A 23298-nucleotide genomic window follows, 5' to 3' on the forward strand; every position below is an offset into this window, starting at 1 on the left:
TAATAGCCTGATTGAGCTGTGTCAATCAGTGATTGATACCCAGGTTTTAGAGGTCAATTTAGCAGCAAGGATGAATTGCCATCATGCCAATGTCCGCCGTAATTGAAAACACCGGAAAATCGCAAAAGCACTGGTTGGCCGGATTCATCACCAGCCTGCTGTTCCTCGTGGTGTGCCTGAGCTGGGGCACCACCTGGCTGGGCATCAAGATCGCCGTGGAGAGCGTGCCGCCCCTGACCTCCTCGGGCCTGCGCTTCCTCATCGCCTTCCCGCTGTTCATCTGCTTCGCCCTGGTCCGTGGCGACTCGATCCTGTTCCCCCGCGAGCGCCTGGGCTTCTTCGCCTTCGTCACCCTCAGCTACTTCAGCATTCCCTACTACCTGCTCAATTACGGCGAGATGCATGTCTCCTCGGGGCTCACCGCGCTGCTGTTCAGCTGCATGCCGGTGTTCATCCTGATCTTCTCGTCGCTGTTCCTGCGTGAGCGCATCTACCTGTCCCAGGTGGTGGGCATCGGCATCGGTTTCGGCAGCCTGTACATGATCCTGCGCAGCCAGGGCCTGCGCCTGGACCACGCCGAATTCCTCGGTGTGCTGGCGATCCTCGCCGCCGCGGTGATGCATGCGCTGTGCTACGTGATCACCAAGCAGAAGGGCGAGGGCATCAGCGTCATCACCTACAACACGCTGCCCATCGGCCTGGCCGGGGCGATGCTGTTCCTCGCCGGCCTGGTGGTGGAACAGCCGGACTTCAGCCAGGTCACCTCGCGCTCCTGGCTGGCGCTCACCTACCTGGGCCTGTGCGCGTCGGTGGGCGGCTTCATCGTCTACTTCTTCCTGCTCAAGCGCCTGAGCCCGGTGATCCTCTCCTTCGTCTTCATCATCTTCCCGGTGTTCGCCGTGGTCATCGGCTCCTGGTACGAGGGGCAGGCCATCTCCCGCGACCTGGCGCTGTACTCGGCGATCCTGCTCGCCGGTTTCGCCATCACCAAGCTGCCCGTGGAAAAACTCCTGACGCGCAAGCCCTGACAACGAGGACCACATGGACGTGATCGATCGCGACACCCTGCAGCCCATCTACCGCCACGCCTGCGAAACCTACCCCGAGGAGTGCTGTGGCTTCGTCTTCGCCGATGGCGAGGTGCACCTGGGCAGCAACATCCAGAACCTGCTCAACCAGCGCAGTCCGGACGTGTTCCGCCGCGACGCCAGCACCGGCTTCACCTTCGCGGTGGCCGACACCCTGCTGCTCAACCGCAGCCTGCGCGGCGACAACCCGGTGCGGGTGATCTACCACTCGCACCCCGACGTCGGCGCCTACTTCAGCCGTGAAGACGAGGACAAGGCGCTGTTCATGGGCGAGCCGATCCACCCCGTCGCCCACCTGGTGGTGGATGTGCGGGCCGGCCGGGCCCACGGCGCGAAGCTGTTCGAGTGGAGCGGGGAATCCTTCTTCTGCAGCCGGGAATACCCCGGCACCCCATAACGAACCTGCATAAAAGGAGTTGGCTATGAATACGGTGATCTTCCCGGATGTACTGGCACGCGTCGCCAAATTGCCGGAGACCCGCCTGCAAGGGCAGGGCGCGACGGTACGCGAGCTGGTCGAGGATATCTGCAGCCGCCATGCGGGGCTGCGTGACCACCTGTTCTATGGAAACGACCAGTTCAAGGAGCACTTCCTGCTCAGCGCCAACGGCGAGTTGGTGGACGGCGACAGCAGCCTGGAGGCGGGCGCCGAGCTGGACATCATGCTGGCCACCTCCGGCGGCCTGGACAGCGATGAGCTGAGCAACGACGAGGTGCGCCGCTACGTGCGCCACATCACCCTGCCGGACGTCGGCCGCCAGGGCCAGCTGCGCCTGAAGAAGGCGCGGGTGCTGATCATCGGCACCGGTGGCCTGGGTTCGCCCGTGAGCCTGTACCTCGCCGCCGCCGGCATCGGCACACTGGGCCTGGTGGATTTCGACCGCGTCGAGACCAGCAACCTGCAGCGCCAGGTGGTGCACGGCACCAGCACCCTGGGCCTGCCCAAGGTCGAGTCGGCACGGCGCCGCCTGCTGGACCTCAACCCGGATATCCACATCGATGCCCACGACTGCGCCCTGACCCCGGACAACGCCCTGAAGCTGGTGGGCGACTACGACCTGGTGGTGGACGGCACCGACAACTTCGCCACCCGTTACCTGGTCAACGACGCCTGCGTGCTGCTGGGCCGGCCGCTGGTGTATGGCGCACTGCACCGCTTCGATGGGCAGATCAGCGTGTTCAACCACCAGGACGGCCCCTGCTATCGCTGCCTGTTCCCCAAGAGCCCGCCGGCGGAGCTGGCGCCCAACTGCAGCGCCGGCGGGGTGATCGGTGTGCTCCCCGGCGTGGTCGGGCTGCTCCAGGCCACCGAGGCGGTGAAGCTGGTTCTCGGTATCGGTGAGCCCCTGGTGGGCCGGCTGATGCGCTTCGACGCCCTGGCGATGAAATTCAACGAAGTGCGCTTCAAGCGCCGCGCCAACTGCCCGTCCTGCTCGCCCGGCCGCACCTGCATGCAGCCCCTGGAAGAGGCGGTTTCGGCCTGCTCTTCCAGCATTCCGGCGGCCAGCACGCTACCGGCCGACTTCCGCATCACCGCGCTGGAGCTGCAGCAGCTCCTGGCCCGTGGCGCCGACCTGCAACTGCTGGACGTGCGCGAGACCAACGAGCTGGAAGTGTGCCGCCTGCCCGGCAGCCTCAACCTGCCGTTGGGCGAGCTGGACGAACGCCTCGACGAGCTGGATCGCCAGCGCCCGCTGTGCATCGTCTGCTACGGCGGCACCCGTGCCGAACGCGCGGCGCTGTTGCTGCTGGCGGCGGGCTTCACCCAGATCCAGGTGCTGCAGGGCGGCATCAAGGCCTGGGCGCGGGATGTCGACACCGACATGCCGCTGTACTGAGGGGGCGCGCGATGATCCATGAATCCCTGCTCCAGGCCATCGGCGAGACGCCCGTGGTGCGTCTGGCCGCCTTCAGCGCCGAAACCGGGCTGGAGGTGTACGCCAAGCTGGAGTCTCTCAACCCCGGTGGCAGCCACAAGGCGCGCATCGCCCTGGGCATGGTCCGCGACGCCGAGGCCAGGGGCATCCTCGTGCCCGGCAGTGGGCAGACCATCATCGAACCCAGCGGCGGCAACACCGGCATCGGCCTGGCCATCGCCGGCAACATCCTCGGCTACCGCGTGGTGCTGGTGATCCCCGACAACTACAGCCCCGAAAAGCAGAAGGTGTTGCGCCTCTATGGCGCCGAGGTGGTGCTCTCCGACAGCCGTCGCGGCAACAACTCCCACGGCGAGAAAGCCATGGAGCTGCAGCTGGAGAACCCCGGCTACGTGATGCTCAACCAGCAGCGCAACGCCGCCAACCCCGAGACCCACAGGCGCAGCACCGCGCAGGAGATCCTCCGCGACTTCTCCGACCGCCCCCTCGATTGCCTGGTGGCGGGCATCGGCACCGGCGGCCATATCACCGGCCTGGGCGAGACGCTGAAGGCGCGCTGGCCTTCGTTGCGGGTGTTCGGCGTCGAACCGGAGCAGTGCGACCTGCTCGCCGACCGCCACGCGCCCCACGAGATCCAGGGCCTGTCCATCGGCCTGGTGCCGAGCATCCTCAACCTCGGCGTGCTCGACGGCATGCTCAAGGTGGGCAAGGCGGAATGCCTGGCGCGGGTGCGCCGCACCATGGGCAGCGACGCCATCAGCCTGGGGCTGTCCTCGGCGGCCAATCTGGTGGCCATCGCCAACCTGGCGGGGGAGCTGCCCCGCGGCAGCCGGGTGCTGACCCTGATCTACGACGGTGTGGACGGCTACCTGCCGCATTTCGAATGACCAAGCCTGTGGAGGGCGACAGGATGTGGAGATATCTCGACAGGTTGCGGCTCTATGACGAGCTGCTCGATCAGCTGGTGCACGCACTCAAGTCGGCGGAGCTGGATCAGCTCATGCCGCACCTGGACGGCATCATGGACGTGGCCGTGCAGCAGGTGGCCGAAGACCTTCAGGCCTACGCCCATCGCGACCCCGCCACGGCTGGGCGCATCGACCTGGTGCTCGGCTCCTATGCCTCCTTCAAGGCGGTGCTGTTCCATCGCCTGGCGCACCAGGTCTGGACCCATGGTGTGGTGGAGGGGCGCGAGGCCATGGCGCACAAGCTGGCCAGCACCGGCAAGCTGCTGTCCGGCGCCGAGATCCACCCGGCGGCGCGCATCGGCAAGCGCTTCGTGCTCGACCATGGCTTCGGCACCGTGATCGGCGAGACCTGCGAGATCGGCGACGACTGCTACCTGCTCAGCGGTGTGACCCTCGGTGCCTCGGGTATCGCCGACAACCCCGGCGGCAAGCGCCACCCGCGCCTGGGCAACCAGGTGGAAGTGGGCGCGGGGGCGCGCATCCTAGGGCCCATCAGTATCGGCGACAACGTATTCATCAGCCCGGCCTGCGTGATCACCCGCGACGTACCGGCCAACACCAAGGTCAGCATCGTCAACCAGCTGCAGATGCAGCGCGCGTCGATGTCGTCCAACTGCGGCTACCTGGGGGCCTTCGCCCTCAATGAGCGGGTGCACCTGGTGGGCGAGCTGCCCGACAGCGGCGAGGTGCTGGTGCTGGACGCCGAGCACCGGCGCTTCGGCTGCATGGCCCTGGAATGCACGGTGCACGAGCGCAACCACCGCCAGTACCGGCTGCGCAGCATCGGCCTGGCCCTGCCGGCGCCCCGTTACCCGCTGCACCTGCGGATCATCGGTCCCGACCACGACATCACCCTGCTCGACCCACCTGGCCTCAGCGCACTCGTGCGCTCGCAGCTGCAACCCTATTTCCTGAGCATCGGAGGCTGAAATGTCCGTATTCGCCATGCACACCCGCGCCCTGTTCGACGAAGCCCCTTACCAGCGCACCTTCACGGCCCGCGTACTCGCGGTGAGTGACCAGGGCGTGGCGCTGGACCAGACGCTGTTCTACCCCACCGGCGGCGGCCAGCCGGGCGACCAGGGCCACCTGCTGTTGCCGGATGGTTCGGTGGTGGCGGTGGTCGGCACCCAGCGCGACCCGCTGCTGCGCTCGATGATCTGGCACCAGTTGGAGGAGGGCGCCGTGCCCGTCACTGCCGGCCTCGAACTGCAGGGCTGCCTGGATTGGGAGCGGCGCTTCCAGCACATGAAGATGCACACCTGCCTGCACCTGCTGTGCTCGATCATCGACGCCCCCGTCACCGGTTGCAGCATCGCCGCCGACAAGGGCCGCCTGGACTTCGACCTGCCGGAATCGACCCTGGACAAGGAACACCTGACCCACGCGCTGAACGAGCTGATCGAGGGCGCGCTGGACGTGCGCACCCACATGCTGCCGGCCAGCGAATACAACACGGTGCTGGAGATGACCCGCACCCAGGCGGTGGCGCCGCCAGTGTTGCAGGGCCTGGTGCGGGTGGTGGACATCCCCGGGGTGGACATCCAGCCCTGTGGCGGCACCCATGTGCGCAACACCCGCGAGATCGGCCGGGTGGTATGCGACAAGATCGAGAAGAAGAGCCGCCACAACCGCCGCGTGACCCTGCGCTTCGCCTGAGGCAGCAGGGCTGGGCGGCTTGCGTTAGCCGCCGGGGTACAGGCCCTGCTCGCGCAGGCGCTTGTACAGCGTATTGCGGCTGAGGTTGAGGCGGCGCGCGAGGTCGGAGATGTTGCCGCCGCAGGCCTGCAGCTGGGCGGCGAGGCTGGCGTCCGTCGGCTGGGTTGGCGTGGTGCTGTGGCTGGGCGGCGGGGCTTCTTCCAGGTCGGCGAAGAAGTCGTCCGGCAGGTGCTCGCGGCGGATGGGCTGCTCCTCGGCCATGGCCAGGGCGATCTGGATCACGCTGCCGGCCTGGCGCAGGTTGCCGGGCCAGGGGTGGGCCATGAAGAGCTCGTGCACATCGTTGCTGAAGCCGGCCCATTGGCGCGGCTCGCGGTGCTGCTCCCAGAGGCGGCGGAAGAGCTCGCCACGGTCGCTGCGTTCGCGCAGGGGCGGCAGTTCGAGGTTGAGGCCGCTGACGCGGTAGTAGAGGTCCTGGCGGAACAGCCCGGCGTCCACATCCTGGCGCAGCGGGCGGTTGGTGGCCGAGACCAGGCGGATGTCCACCGGGTAGGGCTCGCCGCCGCCGAGGGGCTGCACGCTGCGCTCCTGCAGCACCCGCAGCAGCCGGGCCTGGACGTTGAGGGGCATGTCGCCGATCTCGTCGAGGAACAGGGTGCCCTTGTCGGCCTTGCGGATCAGGCCGACGCTGCCCTTCTGGTTGGCGCCGGTGAAGGCGCCCTTTTCGTAACCGAACAGCTCCGACTCCACCAGCTCGGCCGGAATGGCCGCGCAGTTCACCGCCACCAGCGCCTTGCCGGCGCGGGAGCTGGCCTGGTGCAGGGCCTTGACGAACACCTCCTTGCCGACGCCGGTTTCGCCCTGGATGAGGATGGGAATGTCCTTTTCCAGCAGCCGTTGCGCCTGCTGCACCACGCGATCGACACGGGCATCGCCCAGGCTGATGGTGCCGAGGGTCAGCTCGCCGGTCGGTGCTTCGCTCGGGGTCGCGGGGGCGGGGCGGAAATCACGGGCCTCGATGCGCGGCTTGCGCGGGCGCAGCAGGCGGCCGTGGAAGCGGTAGCGGCCGGCGGCCCGCAGCGGGAAGGGCAGGTTGTCGGGCTGCGCCAGCAGCTGCGGCAGGCTCAGGTCGAACAGGCTTTCGATGTTCATCCACGACAGGCCGATGCCCAGCAGCGAGTCGGCGCGGCGGTTGGCCGAGACCACCTGGCCGGCCTCGTCGAACACCAGCAGCCCGGCCCACTGGCTGTCGAGGTTGTCCAGGCTGGTATTGAAGCTGAGCTGGAAGTAGTCGTCCTTGAAGCGCCCGAGGATCAGCCGGTTCTCCACCGACTGGCTCATCATCTTGACCATGCCCAGGGTGTGCGAGGGCGGCAGGTAGCTGTCGCTGGAGACGTCGAGCACGCCGATCATCTGTCGAGTGGCGTCGAAGATCGGCGAGGCGGAGCCGGTCATGAAGCGGTTGGCCTTGAGGAAGTGCTCGTCGCGCTGGATGTGCACGGCCTGGCCGCAGGCCAGCGCGGTGCCGATGGCGTTGGTGCCGGTGGTGCGCTCCTGCCACAGGGCGCCGGCGACGAAGCCGGCGGCCTGGGAGGGCTCGACGAATCGGCGGTCGCCCCAGGACTGCAGCAGCTGGCCCTGGTTGTCGGCGAGCATGATCAGGCAATTGGAGTTGGCGAGGATGTTCTCGTAGTAGGGCAGGACTTCCTGGTGGGTGGTCTGCACGAGGAAGTGCCGGCTCTCCAGCAGCGCCGAGACGTCGCCCGCAGCGGCGTCGCCGAAGCTCGGTCGGCTCTGGTGGGTGAGGCCGAAGTCGCGGCAGCGGTTCCACGAGTCGCGGACGATCGCATCGTGGTTCGGCGCCGGTACGGGCGCCTGGGCAGGGGTGGCCATATGAGCCTCGCAGCGTTCTTGTTGTTATGGGGCATTCGCTCTGCGGCGATCCGAGCAGTGTTGTTCATGGCTGTTCAAAGTCAACGTTCGAAGTGTTCAGTTGTTCACATTCGAATGTTCAATACTGTTCAAGTGAACATTCGTGCGCGGCGCTGAATTTCACTAAAAACCAGCTTAATCAATGGGATAGAGGGTTTTTGGCGTTCCTGGCACGGAAGTCGCCTTGTGGTAGCGCGGCCCAGAGCCGCGAATGGCTGAGAACAACCACAAGGACACGCCATGTCGTTAACGCTGGAGCATGTCTGCCGCGTCGTCGACCATCAGGTCTACATAGACGATGCCTGCCTGAGCTTCGAGCCGGGTTCCTTCAACGTGCTGGTCGGCCGGACCCTGGCCGGCAAGACGTCACTGATGCGCCTGATGGCCGGGCTGGACAAGCCCAGCAGCGGACGCATCCTGCTCAACGGCGTCGACGTGACCGGGGTGCCGGTGCGCCGCCGCAACGTGTCGATGGTCTACCAGCAGTTCATCAACTACCCCAACCTCACGGTGTTCGAGAACATCGCTTCGCCGCTGCGGCAGAACGGCGTCGGCCGTGAGGAGATCGAGCGCAAGGTGCGCGAGACGGCGCAGATGCTGCGCATCGAGAAGTTCCTGCAACGCCACCCGCTGGAGCTTTCCGGCGGCCAGCAGCAGCGCACGGCCATGGCCCGGGCGATGGTCAAGGACGCCGACCTGGTGCTGTTCGACGAGCCCCTGGTGAACCTCGACTACAAGCTGCGCGAGGAGCTGCGCCAGGAGATGCGCGAGCTGTTCCGCACCCGCCGCAGCATCGCCGTGTACGCCACCACCGAGCCCAACGAGGCGCTGGCCCTGGGCGGTACGGTGACCATTCTCCACGAGGGCCGGGTGATCCAGAGCGGGCCGACCACCGAGGTGTACCAGCGGCCGCAGCAGGTGCTGGCCGCCGAGCTGTTCTCCGAGCCGCCGATCAACCTGGTGGACGGGCGCATCAGCGAAGGTGAGGTGAGCTTCCGTGATTTCGTCCACTTCCCGCTGACCACCGAGCTGCGCGAACTGGGCGAGGGCGCCTACCGCTTCGGCGTGCGCCCCGGCCACATCGGCCTGGTGCCCTCCAACGACGACGACCTGGAGCTGGCGGTGAAGGTGGAGCTGGCCGAGATCAGCGGCTCCGAGACCTTCCTCCATGTGCGCAGCGAGCATTTCGCCCTGGTGCTGCACCTGCAGGGCGTGCACGAGTACGACGTGGATGCGCCGATCCGCATCTACATCCCCACCCACAAACTCTTCGTCTTCGACGCCCAGGACCGCCTGGTCCTGGCGCCGAGCCGTCGTACCTGAGGAGCCGCCCATGGCCGAGATACGCCTGCAGAGCCTGGCCCACAGCTACGCCAGCCAGCCGAAGGGCCCGGAAGACTACGCCATCCTGGCGATGGATCACGTCTGGGAGCAGGGCGGCGCCTATGCGCTGCTGGGGCCTTCGGGCTGTGGCAAGTCGACCCTGCTGAACATCATTTCCGGGCTGCTCAGCCCGTCCGAAGGGCAGGTGCTGTTCGACACCCGCGAGGTCAACCTGCTGCCGCCGGAGGAGCGCAACATCGCCCAGGTTTTCCAGTTCCCGGTGGTCTACGACACCATGACGGTGTTCGATAATCTGGCCTTCCCCCTGCGCAACCAGGGCCTGCCGGAGTCGCGGGTGCTGAGCAAGGTCAGCGAGATCGCCGAGGTGCTCGACCTGCATCACCTGCTCAAGCGCAAGGCGCGCAACCTGACGGCGGACGAGAAGCAGAAGGTCTCCATGGGCCGCGGGCTGGTGCGCGACGACGTGTCGGCGATCCTCTTCGACGAGCCGCTGACGGTGATCGACCCGCACCTGAAGTGGAAGCTGCGGCGCAAGCTCAAGCAGATCCACGAGCAGTTCAACATCACCATGATCTACGTGACCCACGACCAGCTGGAGGCCTCGACCTTCGCCGACAAGATCGCGGTGATGTACGAAGGCCGCATCGTCCAGTTCGGCACCCCGCGCGAGCTGTTCGAGCGGCCGCTGCACACCTTCGTCGGCTTCTTCATCGGCAGCCCGGGGATGAACCTGGTCGAGGTGCGCCCGGAGGGGGATGCGCTGCTGTTCGGCAACACCCGCGTGCCCCTGGCGCCGGCCATGGCGGCGCACCTGGCCAAGGGCGGCTGGAGCAGCCTGAAGCTGGGCATCCGCCCGGAGTTCGTGCACGTCAGCGACGAGCCCTTCGTCGATGCCCTGGCCGGCGAGGTGACCCATGTCGAGGACCTGGGCACCTACAAGATCCTCACCCTGAACCTGGACGGGCAACGCCTCAAGGCGCGCCTGCAGGAAGACGAGACGGTGCCTCGGGGCACCGCGTGGATCGGCTTCCCCTCGCAGTGGTTGATGCTCTACGCCGATGACCTGCTGGTGGAGGTGGCGCCATGACCGACAAGGTGATCAACAACAAGGCCTGGTGGCTGGTGCTGCCGGTGTTCCTGCTGGTGGCCTTCAGCGCCATCCTGCCGATGATGACGGTGGTGAACTATTCGGTGCAGGACATCTTCGATGCCTCCACCCGCACCTTCGTCGGTGTCGATTGGTACAAGCAGGTGCTGCAGGACCCGCGCCTGCACGACTCGCTGCTGCGCCAGTTCATCTTCTCCGCCTGCGTGCTGCTGATCGAGATCCCGCTGGGCATCGGCATCGCCCTGTGCATGCCGACCAAAGGGCGCTGGGCCTCGGCGAGCCTGATCGTCATGGCCATTCCGCTGCTGATCCCGTGGAACGTGATCGGCACCATCTGGCAGATCTTCGGCCGCGCTGATATCGGCCTGCTGGGCTGGACCCTGAGCAAGCTGGGCATCAGCTACAACTACGCCTCCAACACCATGGACGCCTGGGTGACGGTGCTGGTGATGGACGTGTGGCACTGGACCTCGCTGGTGGCGCTGCTGTGCTACTCGGGCCTGCGCGCCATCCCCAATGCCTACTACCAGGCGGCGCGCATCGACCGCGCCTCGGGCTGGGCGGTGTTCCGCCACATCCAGTTGCCGAAGATGAAGAGCGTGCTGCTGATCGCCGTGATGCTGCGCTTCATGGACAGCTTCATGATCTACACCGAGCCCTTCGTGCTCACCGGCGGCGGGCCGGGCAACGCCACCACCTTCCTCAGCCAGACGCTGACCAAGATGGCGGTGGGGCAGTTCGACCTGGGGCCGGCGGCGGCGTTCTCGCTGGTGTACTTCCTCATCATCCTGCTGGTGTCCTGGCTGTTCTACACGGCCATGACCCATAACGACTCGAAGAGCTGAGGCCGCCCATGACACCACGCAAAACCCTGGTGCTGCTCGCCTACATCCTGTTCCTGCTGGTGCCCATCTACTGGCTGCTGAACATGTCGTTCAAGAGCAACACCGAGATACTCGGCGGCCTGACGCTCTGGCCCCACGAGTTCACCCTGCGCAACTACCAGGTGATCTTCACCGACCCGAGCTGGTACGAGGGCTACCTCAACTCGCTCTACTACGTGTGCCTGAACACGGTGATCTCCCTGGCGGTGGCGCTGCCGGCGGCCTACGCCTTCTCGCGCTACCGCTTCCTGGGGGACAAGCACCTGTTCTTCTGGCTGCTGACCAACCGCATGGCGCCGCCGGCGGTGTTCCTGCTGCCGTTCTTCCAGCTGTATTCGTCCATCGGCCTGTTCGATACCCATATCGCCGTGGCCCTGGCCCATTGCCTGTTCAACGTGCCGCTGGCGGTGTGGATCCTCGAAGGTTTCATGTCGGGGGTGCCGAAGGAGATCGACGAGACGGCCTATATCGACGGTTACAGCTTCCCGCGCTTCTTCGCCAAGATCTTCATTCCGCTGATCGGTTCGGGCATCGGTGTGACGGCGTTCTTCTGCTTCATGTTCTCCTGGGTCGAGCTGCTGCTGGCGCGCACCCTGACCTCGGTGGACGCCAAGCCGATCGTGGCGGTGATGACCCGCACCGTGTCCGCTTCGGGCATCGACTGGGGCGTGCTGGCGGCGGCGGGGGTGCTGACCATCCTGCCGGGCGTGCTGGTGATCTGGTTCGTGCGCAACCACGTGGCCAAGGGCTTTGCCCTTGGCCGGGTATGAGGTGACTTATGGAATGGATGGCCTGGACCCTGCCCACCGCGGTGTTCTTCGGCAGCATCGGCCTGGTGCTGCTGCTGATGGGCATCTGGGAACTGCGTTCGCCCTGCGTCGAGCGCAAGGGCTTCTTGCCGATCGTCACCACCCGTGGCGACCGGTTGTTCATCGGGCTTCTCGGGAGCGCCTACCTGCACCTGCTGGTGATAGGCGCGACCAGTTGGAACCTGTGGGTAGCCTCGGCGCTATCCGTCGTGTGGTTGTTGGTCGTGATGCGCTTCGGCTAATTGCGACCGTTCAAAATCCCCAAGGAGGTGTCTATGTTCGAAAACAATTACAAGACCCGACATAGCATGGCGATAGCGGCCCTGCTGGCGTTGTCCGGATTGAGTGGCGCGGCCTGGGCCGATGCCTACGAGGATGCGGCGAAGAAGTGGATCGACGCGGAGTTCCAGCCCTCGACCCTGAGCAAGGAGCAGCAGCTGGCCGAGCTGAAGTGGTTCATCAAGGCCGCCGAGCCGTTCCGTGGCATGGAGATCAACGTCGCTTCGGAAACCATCGCCACCCACGAGTACGAGGCGAAGGTGCTGGCCAAGGCCTTCAGCGAGATCACCGGCATCAAGCTCAAGCACGACCTGATGCAGGAAGGCGACGTGGTGGAAAAACTGCAGACGCAGATGCAGTCGGGCAAGAACATCTATGACGGCTGGGTCAACGACTCGGACCTGATCGGTACCCACTTCCGCTACGGCAAGGCGGTGTCGATCACCGACATGATGGCCAACGAAGGCAAGGACGTGACCTCGCCGACCCTGGACCTCAACGACTTCATTGGCATTTCCTTCACCACCGGCCCGGACAAGAAGATCTACCAGCTGCCCGACCAGCAGTTCGCCAACCTCTACTGGTTCCGCGCCGACTGGTTCGAGAAGCCCGAGCTGAAGGCCAAGTTCAAGGAAATCTACGGCTATGAGCTGGGCGTGCCGGTGAACTGGTCCGCCTACGAGGACATCGCCGAGTTCTTCAGCAAGCACGTGAAGGAAATCGACGGCAAGCGCGTCTATGGCCACATGGACTACGGCAAGAAGGACCCGTCCCTCGGCTGGCGCTTCACCGACGCCTGGTTCTCCATGGCCGGCGGCGGCGACAAGGGCCTGCCCAACGGCCTGCCGGTGGACGAGTGGGGCATTCGCGTCGACGGCTGCCGCCCGGTGGGTTCCAGCGTCACTCGCGGTGGCGACACCAACGGCCCGGCAGCGGTCTATGCGACCCAGAAGTACGTCGACTGGCTGCACCAGTACGCGCCGCCGGAAGCCCAGGGCATGACTTTCTCCGAGGCCGGCCCGGTGCCTGCGCAGGGCAATATCGCCCAGCAGATCTTCTGGTACACCGCCTTCACCGCCGACATGACCAAGCCCGGCCTGCCGGTGGTCAACGCCGATGGCACGCCGAAGTGGCGCATGGCGCCGTCGCCCAAGGGCCCGTACTGGGAAGAGGGCATGAAGCTGGGCTACCAGGACACCGGTTCCTGGACCTTCCTCAAGTCCACCCCCGAGAAGCAGCGCCTGGCGGCCTGGCTCTACGCGCAGTTCGTCACCGCCAAGACGGTTTCGCTGAAGAAGACCCTGGTGGGGCTGACGCCGATCCGCGAATCGGACATCAACTCCCAGGCGATGACCGAGGCGGCACCGAAACTCGGCGGGCTGGTTGAGTTCTACCGCAGCCCGGCGCGCCTGCAGTGGTCGCCCACCGGCACCAACGTCCCGGACTATCCGCGCCTGGCGCAGCTGTGGTGGCAGTTCATCGCCGAGGCCGCCAGCGGCGAGAAGACCCCGCAGGAAGCCCTGGATGGCCTGGCCAAAGCGCAGGACACCATGATGGCGCGCATCGAGCGCTCCGGTGTGCAGGGCGAGTGCGGGCCGAAGCTCAACGAGGAGCGGGACGCCCAGTACTGGTTCGACCAGCCGGGCGCGCCGAAGCCGAAGCTGGCCAACGAGAAGCCGAAGGGCGAGACCGTGAACTACGAGGAGCTGGTGAAGTCCTGGCAGAAGAAATGACGCTGGACGGTAGGCCCGCGGACTCCCGGGGGCCTGTTCGCTGAAACGAAAAACGGCACCCGAGGGTGCCGTTTTTCATGGAGCCGCCGCTGCTCAGTCGTGCAGGGTTTCCGCCGCGTGGAGGGTGTTCTCCAGCAGGCAGGCACGGGTCATGGGGCCGACGCCGCCCGGGACCGGGGTGATCCAGCTGGCGCGTTGCAGGGCCGGTTCGTATTCCACGTCGCCCACCAGCTTGCCGTCTTCCTGGCGGTTGATGCCGACGTCGATGACGATGGCACCTTCCTTGATCCACTCACCCTTGACCAGGCCCGGCTTGCCGGCGGCGACCACCACCAGGTCGGCACGGCCGACGTGGCCGGCGAGGTCCTTGGTGAAGCGGTGGGTGACGGTGACGGTGCAGCCGGCCAGCAGCAGCTCGAGGGCCATGGGGCGGCCGACGATGTTGGAGGCGCCGACGACGACTGCGTCCATGCCGTAGAGATCGGCACCGGTGCTTTCCAGTAGGGTCATGATCCCTTTCGGCGTGCAGGGGCGCAGCAGCGGCATGCGCTGGGCCAGGCGGCCGATGTTGTAGGGATGGAAGCCGTCCACGTCCTTGTCGGGGCTGATGCGCTCCAGCAGCAGGGACGCGTCCAGGTGCGCCGGCAGCGGCAGCTGTACGAGGATGCCGTCGATGGTCGGGTCGACATTGAGGCGGTCGATCAGCGTCAGCAGGTCTTCCTGGCTGGTGCTGGCCGGCAGGTCGTGGGCCTCGGAGATGAAGCCGACTTCCTCGCAGTCCTTGCGCTTGTGCGCGACATAGACCTGAGAGGCCGGATCGCTGCCAACCAGGATGACGGCCAGGCCGGGAATGCGCAGGCCTTGCTGGCGACGCTCGTCGACGCGCTTGGCTATCTGTTGGCGGAGGCGGGCGGCGATCGTTTTGCCGTCGATCAGTTGTGCGGTCATGTCGCGTGATTAACCATCGGAAGGGGCGAAAAAGGGCGCATATTCTCGCATGGCGTGGCTTTTGGGCAAAGGCGGCTGGTCAGCATTTTCCCGTAACCCCTTTATCTTTCTAAATTTTTTTAAAAATCCTGTTGACGAGGTAGGGGTGCCTCTATAACATGCGCCCCGCTTGTCGAGCACAGCAACTAGCTGGGTAAGACGGCAAACGTAGAAGTCTACAGGCTTCTGCTGAAGCCGAAGCTTTTAGTAATCTGTTCCGCAGATGAATAAGCGCCCGTAGCTCAGCTGGATAGAGCATCCGCCTTCTAAGCGGATGGTCGCAGGTTCGAGTCCTGCCGGGCGTGCCAATTTGGCAAGTTTGGCTCAAGCAAAACGTAATATGGTGGGCGTAGCTCAGTTGGTAGAGCACAGGATTGTGGCTCCTGGTGTCGTGGGTTCGATTCCCATCGTCCACCCCATATTCGAGAAAACGCCAGGCCTAGTGCCTGGCGTTTTCGTTTCAAGCGTTGCAAGCGGACGTGGTGGAATTGGTAGACACACCAGATTTAGGTTCTGGCGCCGCAAGGTGTGAGAGTTCGAGTCTCTCCGTCCGCACCATGTAATACGCGCAGCCAGGTGGCGCGGGGCAAGCCTCGCGGGAATCTGGAAGCGACCAAGAAAAGGCAGCTCCTTCGGGGGCTGCCTTTTTTCGTTTCTGCGGGCATGAAGTGGACGGGTTTGTGTGATGTACGCCATTGGCGTACCTTTGCGTAATGATCTTCATCGAGACACCCCTCTTCACCCGGCGTCTTCGCGAGTTGCTCGACGATGACAGTTACGCGGCCTTCCAGCGGTTGCTGGCCCAGCGGCCGGAAATGGGGGATGTGATCGGGGGCACGGGTGGCATCCGCAAGGTGCGGGTGGCCAGTGGCGGTCATGGCAAGCGCTCGTCCGCCTCGCAGATTGCCTTGTTGCTGATCTACCCCAAGAACGAGAAGGATGACCTGACCGCGGATGAGTGCAAGGCGCTCAGGCAGATCATCGAGCGCTGGAGGTGACCATGAGCCAATTCTTCGACGACCTGATGGAAAGCGTCCAGCAGATGGACGAGATACGCCGTGGCGAGCGCAAGCCTTCGCGTGAGTTCACCGTGGATGCGCTGCAGGTGAAGGCGATCCGCAAGGCGACGGGCCTGACACAGGCCAGGTTCGCCGCGATGATCGATGTTCAGTTGGGTACCCTGCGCAATTGGGAGCAGGGGCGACGTGAGCCCACCGGTCCCGCCAAAGCGCTGCTGCGCGCCATTCACAATGACCCTGTGCACGTTATCCAGGCCCTTGGGGGTTAGCGCTCGGTCGATGCGCGGCTCAAAGGCAGCTCCTTCAGGGCTGCCTTTTTTCGTTTCAGGGCGCCTGTTGTGCGCCAACCCGCCGCAGTGTCGTTCTCCGAGGGCTGTGCTCTACTCGAATCTCGCCGCCCGCCCGGCCGCAGGCATCGGGCAGGGATGCTGGCCGGGTAGGGCGGTCTGTTCATTTCGGATTTCTTTTCTATAGAGGCTGTTCTTGGCGCTGGCGCCCGGGAGGCGTGCGCGTGGGCTCAGAACCGGTAGTCGATCTGTGTGGCGAGGGCGGCCTGGGTGCGGCGTTCGGTCAGGGGGCTGTCGGCGGCGTCGCCCATCAGGCGCTGCACATCCAGCGCGGTGACCAGGTCCGTGTTCGCACTGAGGGGGTAGGTCCAGCTCAGGGCGGCACCGCTGGAAATCAGTCCGGCATCGGTGTCGTGGGCAGCGAAGCGGCTGCGGGATGCTTGGGCGCGGCTGACGCCATACCAGGTGCGCAGGTAGTCATCGTCGCCAAAGCGGCTGCTGAGGCTGGCGTCCAGCCGCCCGTAAGCGCCTTCGGCGAGGGTGCCGCCCAGGCTCAGTTCCAGCAGGTTGTAGGCCGAGCCGGTGTCGCGGTCGCTGTCTTTCTTCAGGGCATGTTCGAGGCTGGCACCCAGGGTGACCGGGCCGATGTCATAGCTGGCGGCGATGCCGAGTTGGCCGCGCTGCTTGATCGAGCCCATGCCCTCCAGTCGGTCGGATCCGTGGAAGCGGGAGCGGCTGTCCTTGCGTCGATCACTGCTGCCGAGGTGCAAGCTGAAGCTGAAGTCATCTTGTGCGTATTGCCAGCCGAGGCCGTCCTTTATACCGAGGAAGAATCCTTGGGGAGTCTCCAGGCGGGCGTCGAGCAGGGGCGTGGTGACCCGTTCGTCGCTGCCGCTGTAGCGCGGCAGGTTGGCCAGGCCGGCGCTGAGCTGGTACTGCCAGTCCTCGGCGTGAAGCGGGGCGGAAGTCAGCAGCAGGCCGCTGCAGAGCAGGGTGGGATGCAGGCGAAGCATGGAAATCGTCCTTGTTAAGGGTGATCAGGGCTTTTTGTCGGTGCGCACGAAGCGGTAGCCAAGGGCTTCGAAGCCGTCTGGGCGCAGGCTGAGGGTGTCGCCGAGGCTGCGCCCGCTACCGGCAAGGGTGGCGTGGGCGCTGTCCTGGGGATGGAGGATGTAGTCGCCGATAGGCTCGCCAGCGGAGCGGCCGCGTGCCAGGAGGAAGCCGTCTTCCAGGCGCAGGTTCAGGCTCAGGGCGTCGTCCTTGCCTCCGGCGATGCGGTAGTCGCCGACCATGGCGGCCCATTCCCGGGGAATGGCCATGGCGTCCACGCGCTCGCCGATGAACAGCGTCTGGCCATGTTGGCGGCCGACCAGCATCTGGCGGCCCTGCAGCTCCACCGTGTCCAGTTGCAGGCGCCCCAGCTCACCCAGGTCCAGTGGCCACAATCCGAGCAGTTTCTTGCGTGCCCTGAGCCAGCCTTCATCGTCGCGCAGCAGTTCGACGCGGAGGCCGGAAAGCTCTGCATACAGCCGCTCACCCTGGCTGCGGATATGGATCAAGCCGCTGCCGGTGGCGTAGCGGCCGCTCAGGCGCTGGCGGTCCTGTGGGCTGGGCCGTTGCAGTGTGGTGCGACGGGGCGGTTCTGGCTGGCAGGCTTGCCGTCGCGAGCTTGCAGCAGCAAACGCAGCGACAGGTTGGCGAGCTGGTTGGTAACGGCTGCGGCGCTGTCGGAGTTGGTGAGGATGACTACACCCAGGCGCTGCTCCGGCAACAGGGTCATTTGCGCGTTGAAGTCACCGGTGGAGCCGCTGTGCTCGACGACGCGCAGGCCGGGCGTCGCCAGTTCGTCGCCACAGGTGCCGAGGAACCAGCCGAGGCCGACCGAGCAGTCCAGGTCCAGGGCGTTGCCGACATTCTGCGGGTGCAGCATTTCCTGGATCGAGGCCGGTTGCAGCACCTGCCGGCCCTGGTAGCGGCCGTCGGCGAAGACCATCTGCACGAAGTGGCTGAGGTCCACCGAGCTGGCCCACAGGCTGCCGGCGGAGAGGTCCCGGATGTTGAGGTCCGCCGAGGGCCTGCCCTTTATATAGCCGCGAGCGCGGTAGGGCTGCTGGCGGCTGTTGCCCAGGAAGCTGGCGTGGCGCATGCCCAGTGGGCGCAGCAGCGAGCGTTGGGCGCACTCCTCGAAGTCGCAACCGCTGGTGCGTTCGATGGCGGCGCCGACCAGGGCGTAGCCGAGGTTGGAATAGGCGGCCTGGGTGCCGGGCATGTGGCTCAGCCAGGTGCCGCTGGCCAGCGCGGGCAGCTCACCGAGGGCGCGCGGGTGTTTGGCGACCTGGCCTTCGAGGCGGTCGGTCGGCAGGCCGGACTGGTGGCTGAGCAGGCGGCGCAGGGTAATGGCACGATCAGCCGCCGCCTGGTCGCTGTGAAAGCGTGAGCGTACGTAGAACTCGCGCAGGCTCGATTGCAGCGGGGCGTCCAGGTCCAGGGCGCCGCGTTCGCGCAGTTGCATGACCAGGCTGGCGGTGATCGGCTTGGACAGCGAGCCGATGCGGAAAGCGGTGTATTCGCTGGCGGCGATGCGCCGTTCGCGGTCGGCGTAACCAAAGCCGCGTGCCCAGATCACCTGCTGGTCGTCCACCAGCGCCAGGGCCAGGCCGGGAATGTCATGGACCTGCATTTGCTGGCGGATGTGTTCCTGCAGGTAGACGATCAGCTCGCTGTAGTCACCCTGGCGGATATCCGGTGCGGGGGTGACCGGCAGGGCCTGGCAGCCGGTGCCGCCCAGCAGGCAGCCAAGCAGGGGCAGGCGCAGCGCATGGAACATGGGGTTCTCCCTGGATGATCAGGGAGCCGATGCTAGGGCGGCGGGACGGGGTAATCCGCCCGGCTTTGTCTGCAGTCTGTGAAAGATTGTGAAGCGCCGCCTCAGCCCTGGCGGGCCCAGCTGAGGCGGAAGGAGGCGCCGCCCTGGGGGGCGTCCAGCACTTCGGCGCGGCCACCGTGCCATTGGGCGACCCGGTGGACGATGGCCAGGCCCAGGCCGAAGCCGCCGGTGCGGCGATCGCGGCTTTCATCCAGGCGCGAGAAGGGCTCGAAGACCCGCTGGCGGGATTCCTCGGGGATGCCGGGGCCGTCGTCATCGACCTGGATCTGGTAGCTATCGCCGACCTGGAGGAGGGCGATATCCACCCGCCGCTCGGCATGGCGGATGGCGTTGCGCAGCAGGTTGATCACCGCGCGGGCCATGAAGCGCGGCTCCATGCGCAGGCTGTCCACTTCGCAGGCGCGGATCTCGCAGCGCACGCCGGCGGCTTCTGCCTCCAGCGCCACGTCGGCCACCACGCTTTCCAGCCAGCTGGCGGCGTCGATGGTCTCGCGGTGCGAGCCGACGGCGCTGTGTTCCAGGCGGGCATAGGTGAGCAGTTCGGAAACCATGCCCTCCAGCTCGCCCAGGTCGGCGCGCATGTCGTCCACCAGGGCCTGGTGATCCGGGTGGTCCGAGCGGCGCGCCATCTGTTCCAGTTCGAAACTGAGGCGGGCGATCGGGGTGCGCAGCTCATGGGAGACGGCGTTGGTCAGCTCGCGCTGGTTGCTGATCAGGCTTTCGATGCGGTCTGCCATCTGGTTGAAGTGCTCCGCCAGCTTGCGGCAGTCGGAGCCACGGAACACTGGCGTGCGGGTGCCGAGGTCGCCGTCGCCGAAGCGCTGGGCGGCCAGGCGCAGGGTTTCCAGGTTGCGCCAGTGCGGGCGGACCCAGAGGAACAGCACCAGGCCCACCAGGAAGCCCAGCAACAGGTAGGCACCGATGGTGAAGAGCAGGGTGCCGGCCGGTTCGGCGGGCAGGTCGATCACCAGCAGCTGCGGCCCATCGTCGATGCGGCTTATATAGCGGGTGTAGTTTTCGCGGGTGACCAGCAGGTTGTTGAGGATCAGCTTGCGCTCGCGTTCGTCCAGGGCGAGGTCGCTGGCGTCCTTCAGCTCCAGGCGCAGGCCGTAGTGGGGGCGCCAGTCATCCATCTGGCGCGCGCGGCCGGCGGCGTCCAGTTGGCGCAGGCGTTCGGTGAGGGCGTAGGCCTGGCCGCGCACGGCTTGGCGGTTGTATTCCTCGAGACTGGGGGCGAAGAGGGTGGAGATGACGTGGTCGACCACGAAGATGGCGCCGCCGAAGCCCACCGCAAGCAATAGATAGAGGCGCAGGAACAGGCGCAGCATGGTTCAGCTCTCCCAGCCCAGGGGGTTGAACAGGTAGCCCTTGCCCCAGACGGTCTTGATCCTCACGGGCTCGCGTGGGTTGTCCAGCAGCTTGGCGCGCAGCTTGCTGATGCAGACGTCGACGCTGCGGTTGAGGCCGTCGAAGCCGATGCCGCGGGTGCGATTGAGGATCTCGTCGCGGGAGAGGATCTCCCCGGCCTGGCCGGCCAGCAGCCAGAGCAGCTCGAACTCCATGGTGGTGAGTTCGATGTCCTGGCCGCCCAGTTCGGCGCCGCGACGGCGACGGTCGATGTTCAGGCGGCCGAACTCCAGGCTGTCGCGCTCGCCGGCCAAGGGGGCATGGCGCCTCAGCAGGGCGCGCAGGCGGGCGAGCAGGACGGGCGGCTCGATGGGCTTGATCACGTAGTCGTCAGCGCCGGATTCGAGACCGAGGATATGGTCGAGGTCGCTTTCCTTGGCGGTGAGCATGAGGATCGGCGTGTCGGCGATGCGGCGGATTTCGCGGCACACGTGCAGGCCGCTCTGGCCGGGGAGCATGAGGTCGAGCATCACCGCCTGGGGGCGGAATTCGACGAAGGCGTCGAGGGCGGTGTCGCCACGGTGCACCTGGCGTACCTCGAAGCCGTGTTCGGAGAGGTAGAGGGACATCAGGCGGGCGAGCTTCTGATCGTCCTCGACCAGCATTACCTTGCTGAGAGCGTGGCTATCCATGGTTGTTCGTCGGTCGGCGGGAGGCGTGGCGCATTATAAGCACCCTCCGCGAGTTGCACTCCAGTGGTGCGTAACACCGCGTATCCGTTGGTCTGGAGGCCTCTGTTCCGGTGCTTGGGCAGGGTCGCGGCGCGGTGTTCGGGAGGGCATGAAAAGCGGTGTTGCATCTGCCGTTGCCGCTGGGGTGACTTCTGCTTTTCGCTCCACTAGAATGCATGCCCTTGATTATGGGGCCGGTCCGGCCGGCTAACGTCTGCAACGAGGAATATCCATGCAAGTTTCTGTTGAAAGCACCTCCGCTCTCGAGCGCCGTATGACTGTTGGCGTTCCGGCTGAGCGGATCGAGACCGAGGTCACCAAGCGTCTTCAGCAGACTGCTCGTCGCGCCAAGGTCGCTGGCTTCCGCCCGGGCAAGGTGCCCATGAGCGTGATCCGTCAGCGCTACGAAGATTCCGCTCGTCAGGAAGTCCTGGGTGACCTGATCCAGTCCTCCTTCTATGAAGCCGTCGTCGAGCAGAAGCTCAACCCGGCTGGCCAGCCTGCCGTCGAGCCGAAAGTGTTCGAGAAGGGCAAGGACCTGGAATTCATCGCCACCTTCGAAGTCTTCCCCGAGTTCAAGGTTGCCGGCTTCGATTCCATCGCCATCGAGCGCCTGCAGGCCGACGTGGCTGACGCCGATGTCGACAACATGCTGGAAATCCTGCGCAAGCAGAACACCCGCTTCGAAGCGGTTGATCGCGCTGCCGAGAACGGCGACCAGCTGAACATCGATTTCGTCGGCAAGATCGACGGCGAAGCCTTCGCTGGCGGTTCCGCCAAGGGCACTGCCCTGGTCCTGGGCTCCGGCCGCATGATCCCGGGCTTCGAAGATGCCCTGGTCGGCGTCAAGGCCGGTGAAGAGCGCGTCATCAACCCGACTTTCCCCGAGGACTACCAGAACCTCGACCTGGCCGGCAAGACCGCTGAGTTCACCGTTACCGTGAACAGCGTTTCCGCTCCCCAGCTGCCGGAACTGAACGACGAGTTCTTCACCCTGTTCGGCATCAAGGAAGGCGGCCTGGAAGGTTTCCGCGCCGAAGTCCGCAAGAACATGGAGCGCGAACTGCGCCAGGCCATCAAGTCCAAGGTCAAGAACCAGGTAATGGACGGCCTGCTGGCTGCCAACCCGATCGAAGTGCCGAAGGCCCTGATCGGCAACGAAGTGAACCGTCTGCGCGTGCAGGCCGTCCAGCAGTTCGGTGGCAACATCAAGCCCGACCAACTGCCGGCCGAACTGTTCGAAGAGCAAGCCAAGCGCCGCGTCGTGCTGGGCCTGATCGTCGCCGAAGTGGTCAAGCAGTTCGAGCTGAAGCCCGATGACGCCCGCGTTCGCGAGCTGATCGAGGAAATGGCTTCCGCTTACCAGGAGCCCGAGCAAGTAGTGGCCTGGTACTACAAGAACGACCAGCAACTGAACGAAGTGCGTTCTGTTGTGCTGGAAGAACAAGTTGTAGATACTGTCCTGCAGAAGGCCAACGTGACCGACAAAGCGGTCTCCTACGAAGATGCAGTCAAGCCGGTAGAAGCTCCGCAAGCCGACTGATCGTTTCGCCTCGTTCGAGCACACCATAAGCCAGCCTTCGCGCTGGCTTATGCGTCTTTGAGACATGACATTATTTAGGGAGTGATCGCTGGACATGTCCCGCAATTCTTATATGCAGCAACAGTTCCCTGATATCCAGGCCGCCGGTGGCCTCGTGCCCATGGTGATCGAGCAGTCCGCCCGTGGCGAACGTGCCTACGACATCTACTCGCGTCTCCTGAAGGAGCGGGTGATCTTCCTGGTTGGCCCGGTCGAGGACTACATGGCCAACCTGGTCGTGGCGCAGCTCCTCTTCCTCGAGGCGGAGAACCCCGACAAGGATATCCACCTCTACATCAACTCCCCGGGTGGCTCGGTGACCGCTGGCATGTCGATCTACGACACCATGCAGTTCATCAAGCCCAACGTTTCCACCACCTGCATCGGCCAGGCCTGCAGCATGGGCGCGCTCCTGCTCGCCGGTGGCGCTGCCGGCAAGCGTTACTGCCTGCCGCACTCGCGGATGATGATTCACCAGCCGCTGGGTGGCTTCCAGGGCCAGGCTTCGGATATCGAGATCCACGCCCGTGAGATCCTCACCATCCGTGAGCGCCTGAACAAGATCCTCGCCGACCACACCGGCCAGCCGATCGATGTGATCGCCCGCGACACCGACCGCGACAACTTCATGAGCGGTGAAGAAGCGGTCAAATACGGCCTCATCGATCAGGTCCACAGCAAGCGCCAACTGGCGAGCTAAGCCGTTCCGCAATACCGCGGCCGGAAGATATCCGGCCGCTTCGCGGGCTTGAAAATGCCCGCATTTGCCTTCATCTT

Annotated in this window: 19 protein-coding genes, 3 tRNA genes and 2 pseudogenes; 18 read left to right on the forward strand and 6 right to left on the reverse strand. The window is 65.4% G+C overall.

What is annotated here, in order from left to right; translation table 11 throughout:
- Positions 1–89 precede the first annotated feature (89 nt).
- The 5 genes and pseudogenes from OEJ36_RS06125 (at position 90) to OEJ36_RS06145 (ending at position 5592) form a co-directional block, all read left to right on the forward strand.
- A complete protein-coding gene (locus OEJ36_RS06125) occupies positions 90–1028 on the forward strand; it encodes a DMT family transporter (protein WP_411860974.1) in 939 nt (312 codons plus the stop codon).
- Between the two features lie 13 nt (positions 1029–1041).
- Positions 1042–2926, forward strand: a pseudogene (gene moeB, locus OEJ36_RS06130) (molybdopterin-synthase adenylyltransferase MoeB).
- An 11-nt stretch (positions 2927–2937) separates the two neighbouring features.
- Positions 2938–3852: a PLP-dependent cysteine synthase family protein gene (locus OEJ36_RS06135; RefSeq protein WP_263400776.1), complete on the forward strand. Its 915-nt coding sequence runs from the start codon at positions 2938–2940 to the stop codon at positions 3850–3852.
- Positions 3853–3875: 23 nt separating this feature from the next.
- Positions 3876–4862: a serine O-acetyltransferase gene (locus OEJ36_RS06140; RefSeq protein ID WP_263400777.1), complete on the forward strand. Its 987-nt coding sequence runs from the start codon at positions 3876–3878 to the stop codon at positions 4860–4862.
- A gap of 1 nt (position 4863) precedes the next feature.
- Entirely contained in the window at positions 4864–5592 is a 729-nt protein-coding gene (locus OEJ36_RS06145; protein WP_021220489.1) for an alanyl-tRNA editing protein, read from the forward strand.
- A 24-nt stretch (positions 5593–5616) separates the two neighbouring features.
- Here OEJ36_RS06145 and OEJ36_RS06150 read toward each other — a convergent pair whose 3' ends face one another.
- Positions 5617–7485 carry a sigma-54-dependent Fis family transcriptional regulator gene (locus OEJ36_RS06150; RefSeq protein WP_263400778.1) on the reverse strand — a complete coding sequence of 623 codons (1869 nt, stop codon included), beginning with the start codon at positions 7483–7485 and terminating at the stop codon, positions 5617–5619.
- 279 nt (positions 7486–7764) lie between these two features.
- Here OEJ36_RS06150 and OEJ36_RS06155 point away from each other — a divergent pair, with 279 nt between their 5' ends.
- From OEJ36_RS06155 to OEJ36_RS06180, 6 genes are read left to right on the forward strand one after another with little or no spacing between them, the layout of a single operon-like run.
- Entirely contained in the window at positions 7765–8847 is a 1083-nt protein-coding gene (locus OEJ36_RS06155) for an ABC transporter ATP-binding protein (protein ID WP_021220491.1), read from the forward strand.
- A gap of 10 nt (positions 8848–8857) precedes the next feature.
- Positions 8858–9955 carry an ABC transporter ATP-binding protein gene (locus OEJ36_RS06160; protein ID WP_263400779.1) on the forward strand — a complete coding sequence of 366 codons (1098 nt, stop codon included), beginning with the start codon at positions 8858–8860 and terminating at the stop codon, positions 9953–9955.
- Complete coding sequence (locus tag OEJ36_RS06165; protein ID WP_263400780.1) at positions 9952–10821, forward strand: carbohydrate ABC transporter permease; 870 nt, start codon at positions 9952–9954, stop codon at positions 10819–10821. The genes OEJ36_RS06160 and OEJ36_RS06165 overlap by 4 nt, the downstream gene beginning before the upstream one ends.
- 8 nt (positions 10822–10829) lie before the next feature.
- Entirely contained in the window at positions 10830–11630 is an 801-nt protein-coding gene (locus OEJ36_RS06170; protein WP_043243335.1) for a carbohydrate ABC transporter permease, read from the forward strand.
- An 8-nt stretch (positions 11631–11638) separates the two neighbouring features.
- Positions 11639–11911 (forward strand): DUF2160 domain-containing protein, encoded by a 273-nt coding sequence (locus OEJ36_RS06175; RefSeq protein ID WP_021220495.1) that lies wholly within the window; start codon positions 11639–11641, stop codon positions 11909–11911.
- Between the two features lie 33 nt (positions 11912–11944).
- On the forward strand, positions 11945–13681 hold the full coding sequence (locus tag OEJ36_RS06180) for an extracellular solute-binding protein (RefSeq protein WP_021220496.1): 1737 nt from the start codon (positions 11945–11947) through the stop codon (positions 13679–13681).
- A 93-nt stretch (positions 13682–13774) separates the two neighbouring features.
- On the opposite strand, the gene folD is transcribed toward OEJ36_RS06180, so the two are convergent.
- Positions 13775–14629: a bifunctional methylenetetrahydrofolate dehydrogenase/methenyltetrahydrofolate cyclohydrolase FolD gene (folD, locus tag OEJ36_RS06185; protein WP_263400781.1), complete on the reverse strand. Its 855-nt coding sequence runs from the start codon at positions 14627–14629 to the stop codon at positions 13775–13777.
- Between the two features lie 270 nt (positions 14630–14899).
- On the opposite strand from folD, the gene OEJ36_RS06190 reads away from it, so the two are divergent.
- The 5 genes from OEJ36_RS06190 (at position 14900) to nadS (ending at position 15956) form a co-directional block, all read left to right on the forward strand.
- Positions 14900–14976 (forward strand) — tRNA-Arg (locus OEJ36_RS06190).
- 35 nt (positions 14977–15011) lie between these two features.
- Positions 15012–15087, forward strand: a tRNA-His gene (locus OEJ36_RS06195).
- Between the two features lie 54 nt (positions 15088–15141).
- Positions 15142–15226, forward strand: a tRNA-Leu gene (locus OEJ36_RS06200).
- A 155-nt stretch (positions 15227–15381) separates the two neighbouring features.
- A complete protein-coding gene (locus OEJ36_RS06205) occupies positions 15382–15666 on the forward strand; it encodes a type II toxin-antitoxin system RelE/ParE family toxin (protein ID WP_263400782.1) in 285 nt (94 codons plus the stop codon).
- 2 nt (positions 15667–15668) lie between these two features.
- The gene (gene nadS / locus OEJ36_RS06210) at positions 15669–15956 is read left to right on the forward strand and encodes a NadS family protein (protein ID WP_043243334.1); all 288 of its coding nucleotides are present in this window, start codon (positions 15669–15671) and stop codon (positions 15954–15956) included.
- 248 nt (positions 15957–16204) lie between these two features.
- Here nadS and OEJ36_RS06215 read toward each other — a convergent pair whose 3' ends face one another.
- From OEJ36_RS06215 to OEJ36_RS06230, 4 genes and pseudogenes are all read right to left on the reverse strand, one after another.
- Positions 16205–16987 (reverse strand): MipA/OmpV family protein, encoded by a 783-nt coding sequence (locus OEJ36_RS06215; protein WP_263400783.1) that lies wholly within the window; start codon positions 16985–16987, stop codon positions 16205–16207.
- Between the two features lie 24 nt (positions 16988–17011).
- Positions 17012–18801: pseudogene (locus tag OEJ36_RS06220) on the reverse strand (serine hydrolase domain-containing protein).
- A 101-nt stretch (positions 18802–18902) separates the two neighbouring features.
- Complete coding sequence (locus tag OEJ36_RS06225; RefSeq protein WP_263400784.1) at positions 18903–20189, reverse strand: ATP-binding protein; 1287 nt, start codon at positions 20187–20189, stop codon at positions 18903–18905.
- 3 nt (positions 20190–20192) lie between these two features.
- Positions 20193–20900 carry a response regulator gene (locus tag OEJ36_RS06230; RefSeq protein WP_021220501.1) on the reverse strand — a complete coding sequence of 236 codons (708 nt, stop codon included), beginning with the start codon at positions 20898–20900 and terminating at the stop codon, positions 20193–20195.
- 271 nt (positions 20901–21171) lie between these two features.
- On the opposite strand from OEJ36_RS06230, the gene tig reads away from it, so the two are divergent.
- Positions 21172–22482, forward strand: coding sequence for a trigger factor (gene tig, locus OEJ36_RS06235; RefSeq protein ID WP_263400785.1), 1311 nt, complete (start codon positions 21172–21174; stop codon positions 22480–22482).
- 94 nt (positions 22483–22576) lie between these two features.
- Complete coding sequence (gene clpP, locus OEJ36_RS06240) at positions 22577–23221, forward strand: ATP-dependent Clp endopeptidase proteolytic subunit ClpP (protein ID WP_031288134.1); 645 nt, start codon at positions 22577–22579, stop codon at positions 23219–23221.
- Positions 23222–23298 lie beyond the last annotated feature (77 nt).

Origin of the sequence: Pseudomonas sp. PDM13, assembly GCF_025685765.1 — a bacterium.
Classification (GTDB): domain Bacteria; phylum Pseudomonadota; class Gammaproteobacteria; order Pseudomonadales; family Pseudomonadaceae; genus Metapseudomonas; species Metapseudomonas solani.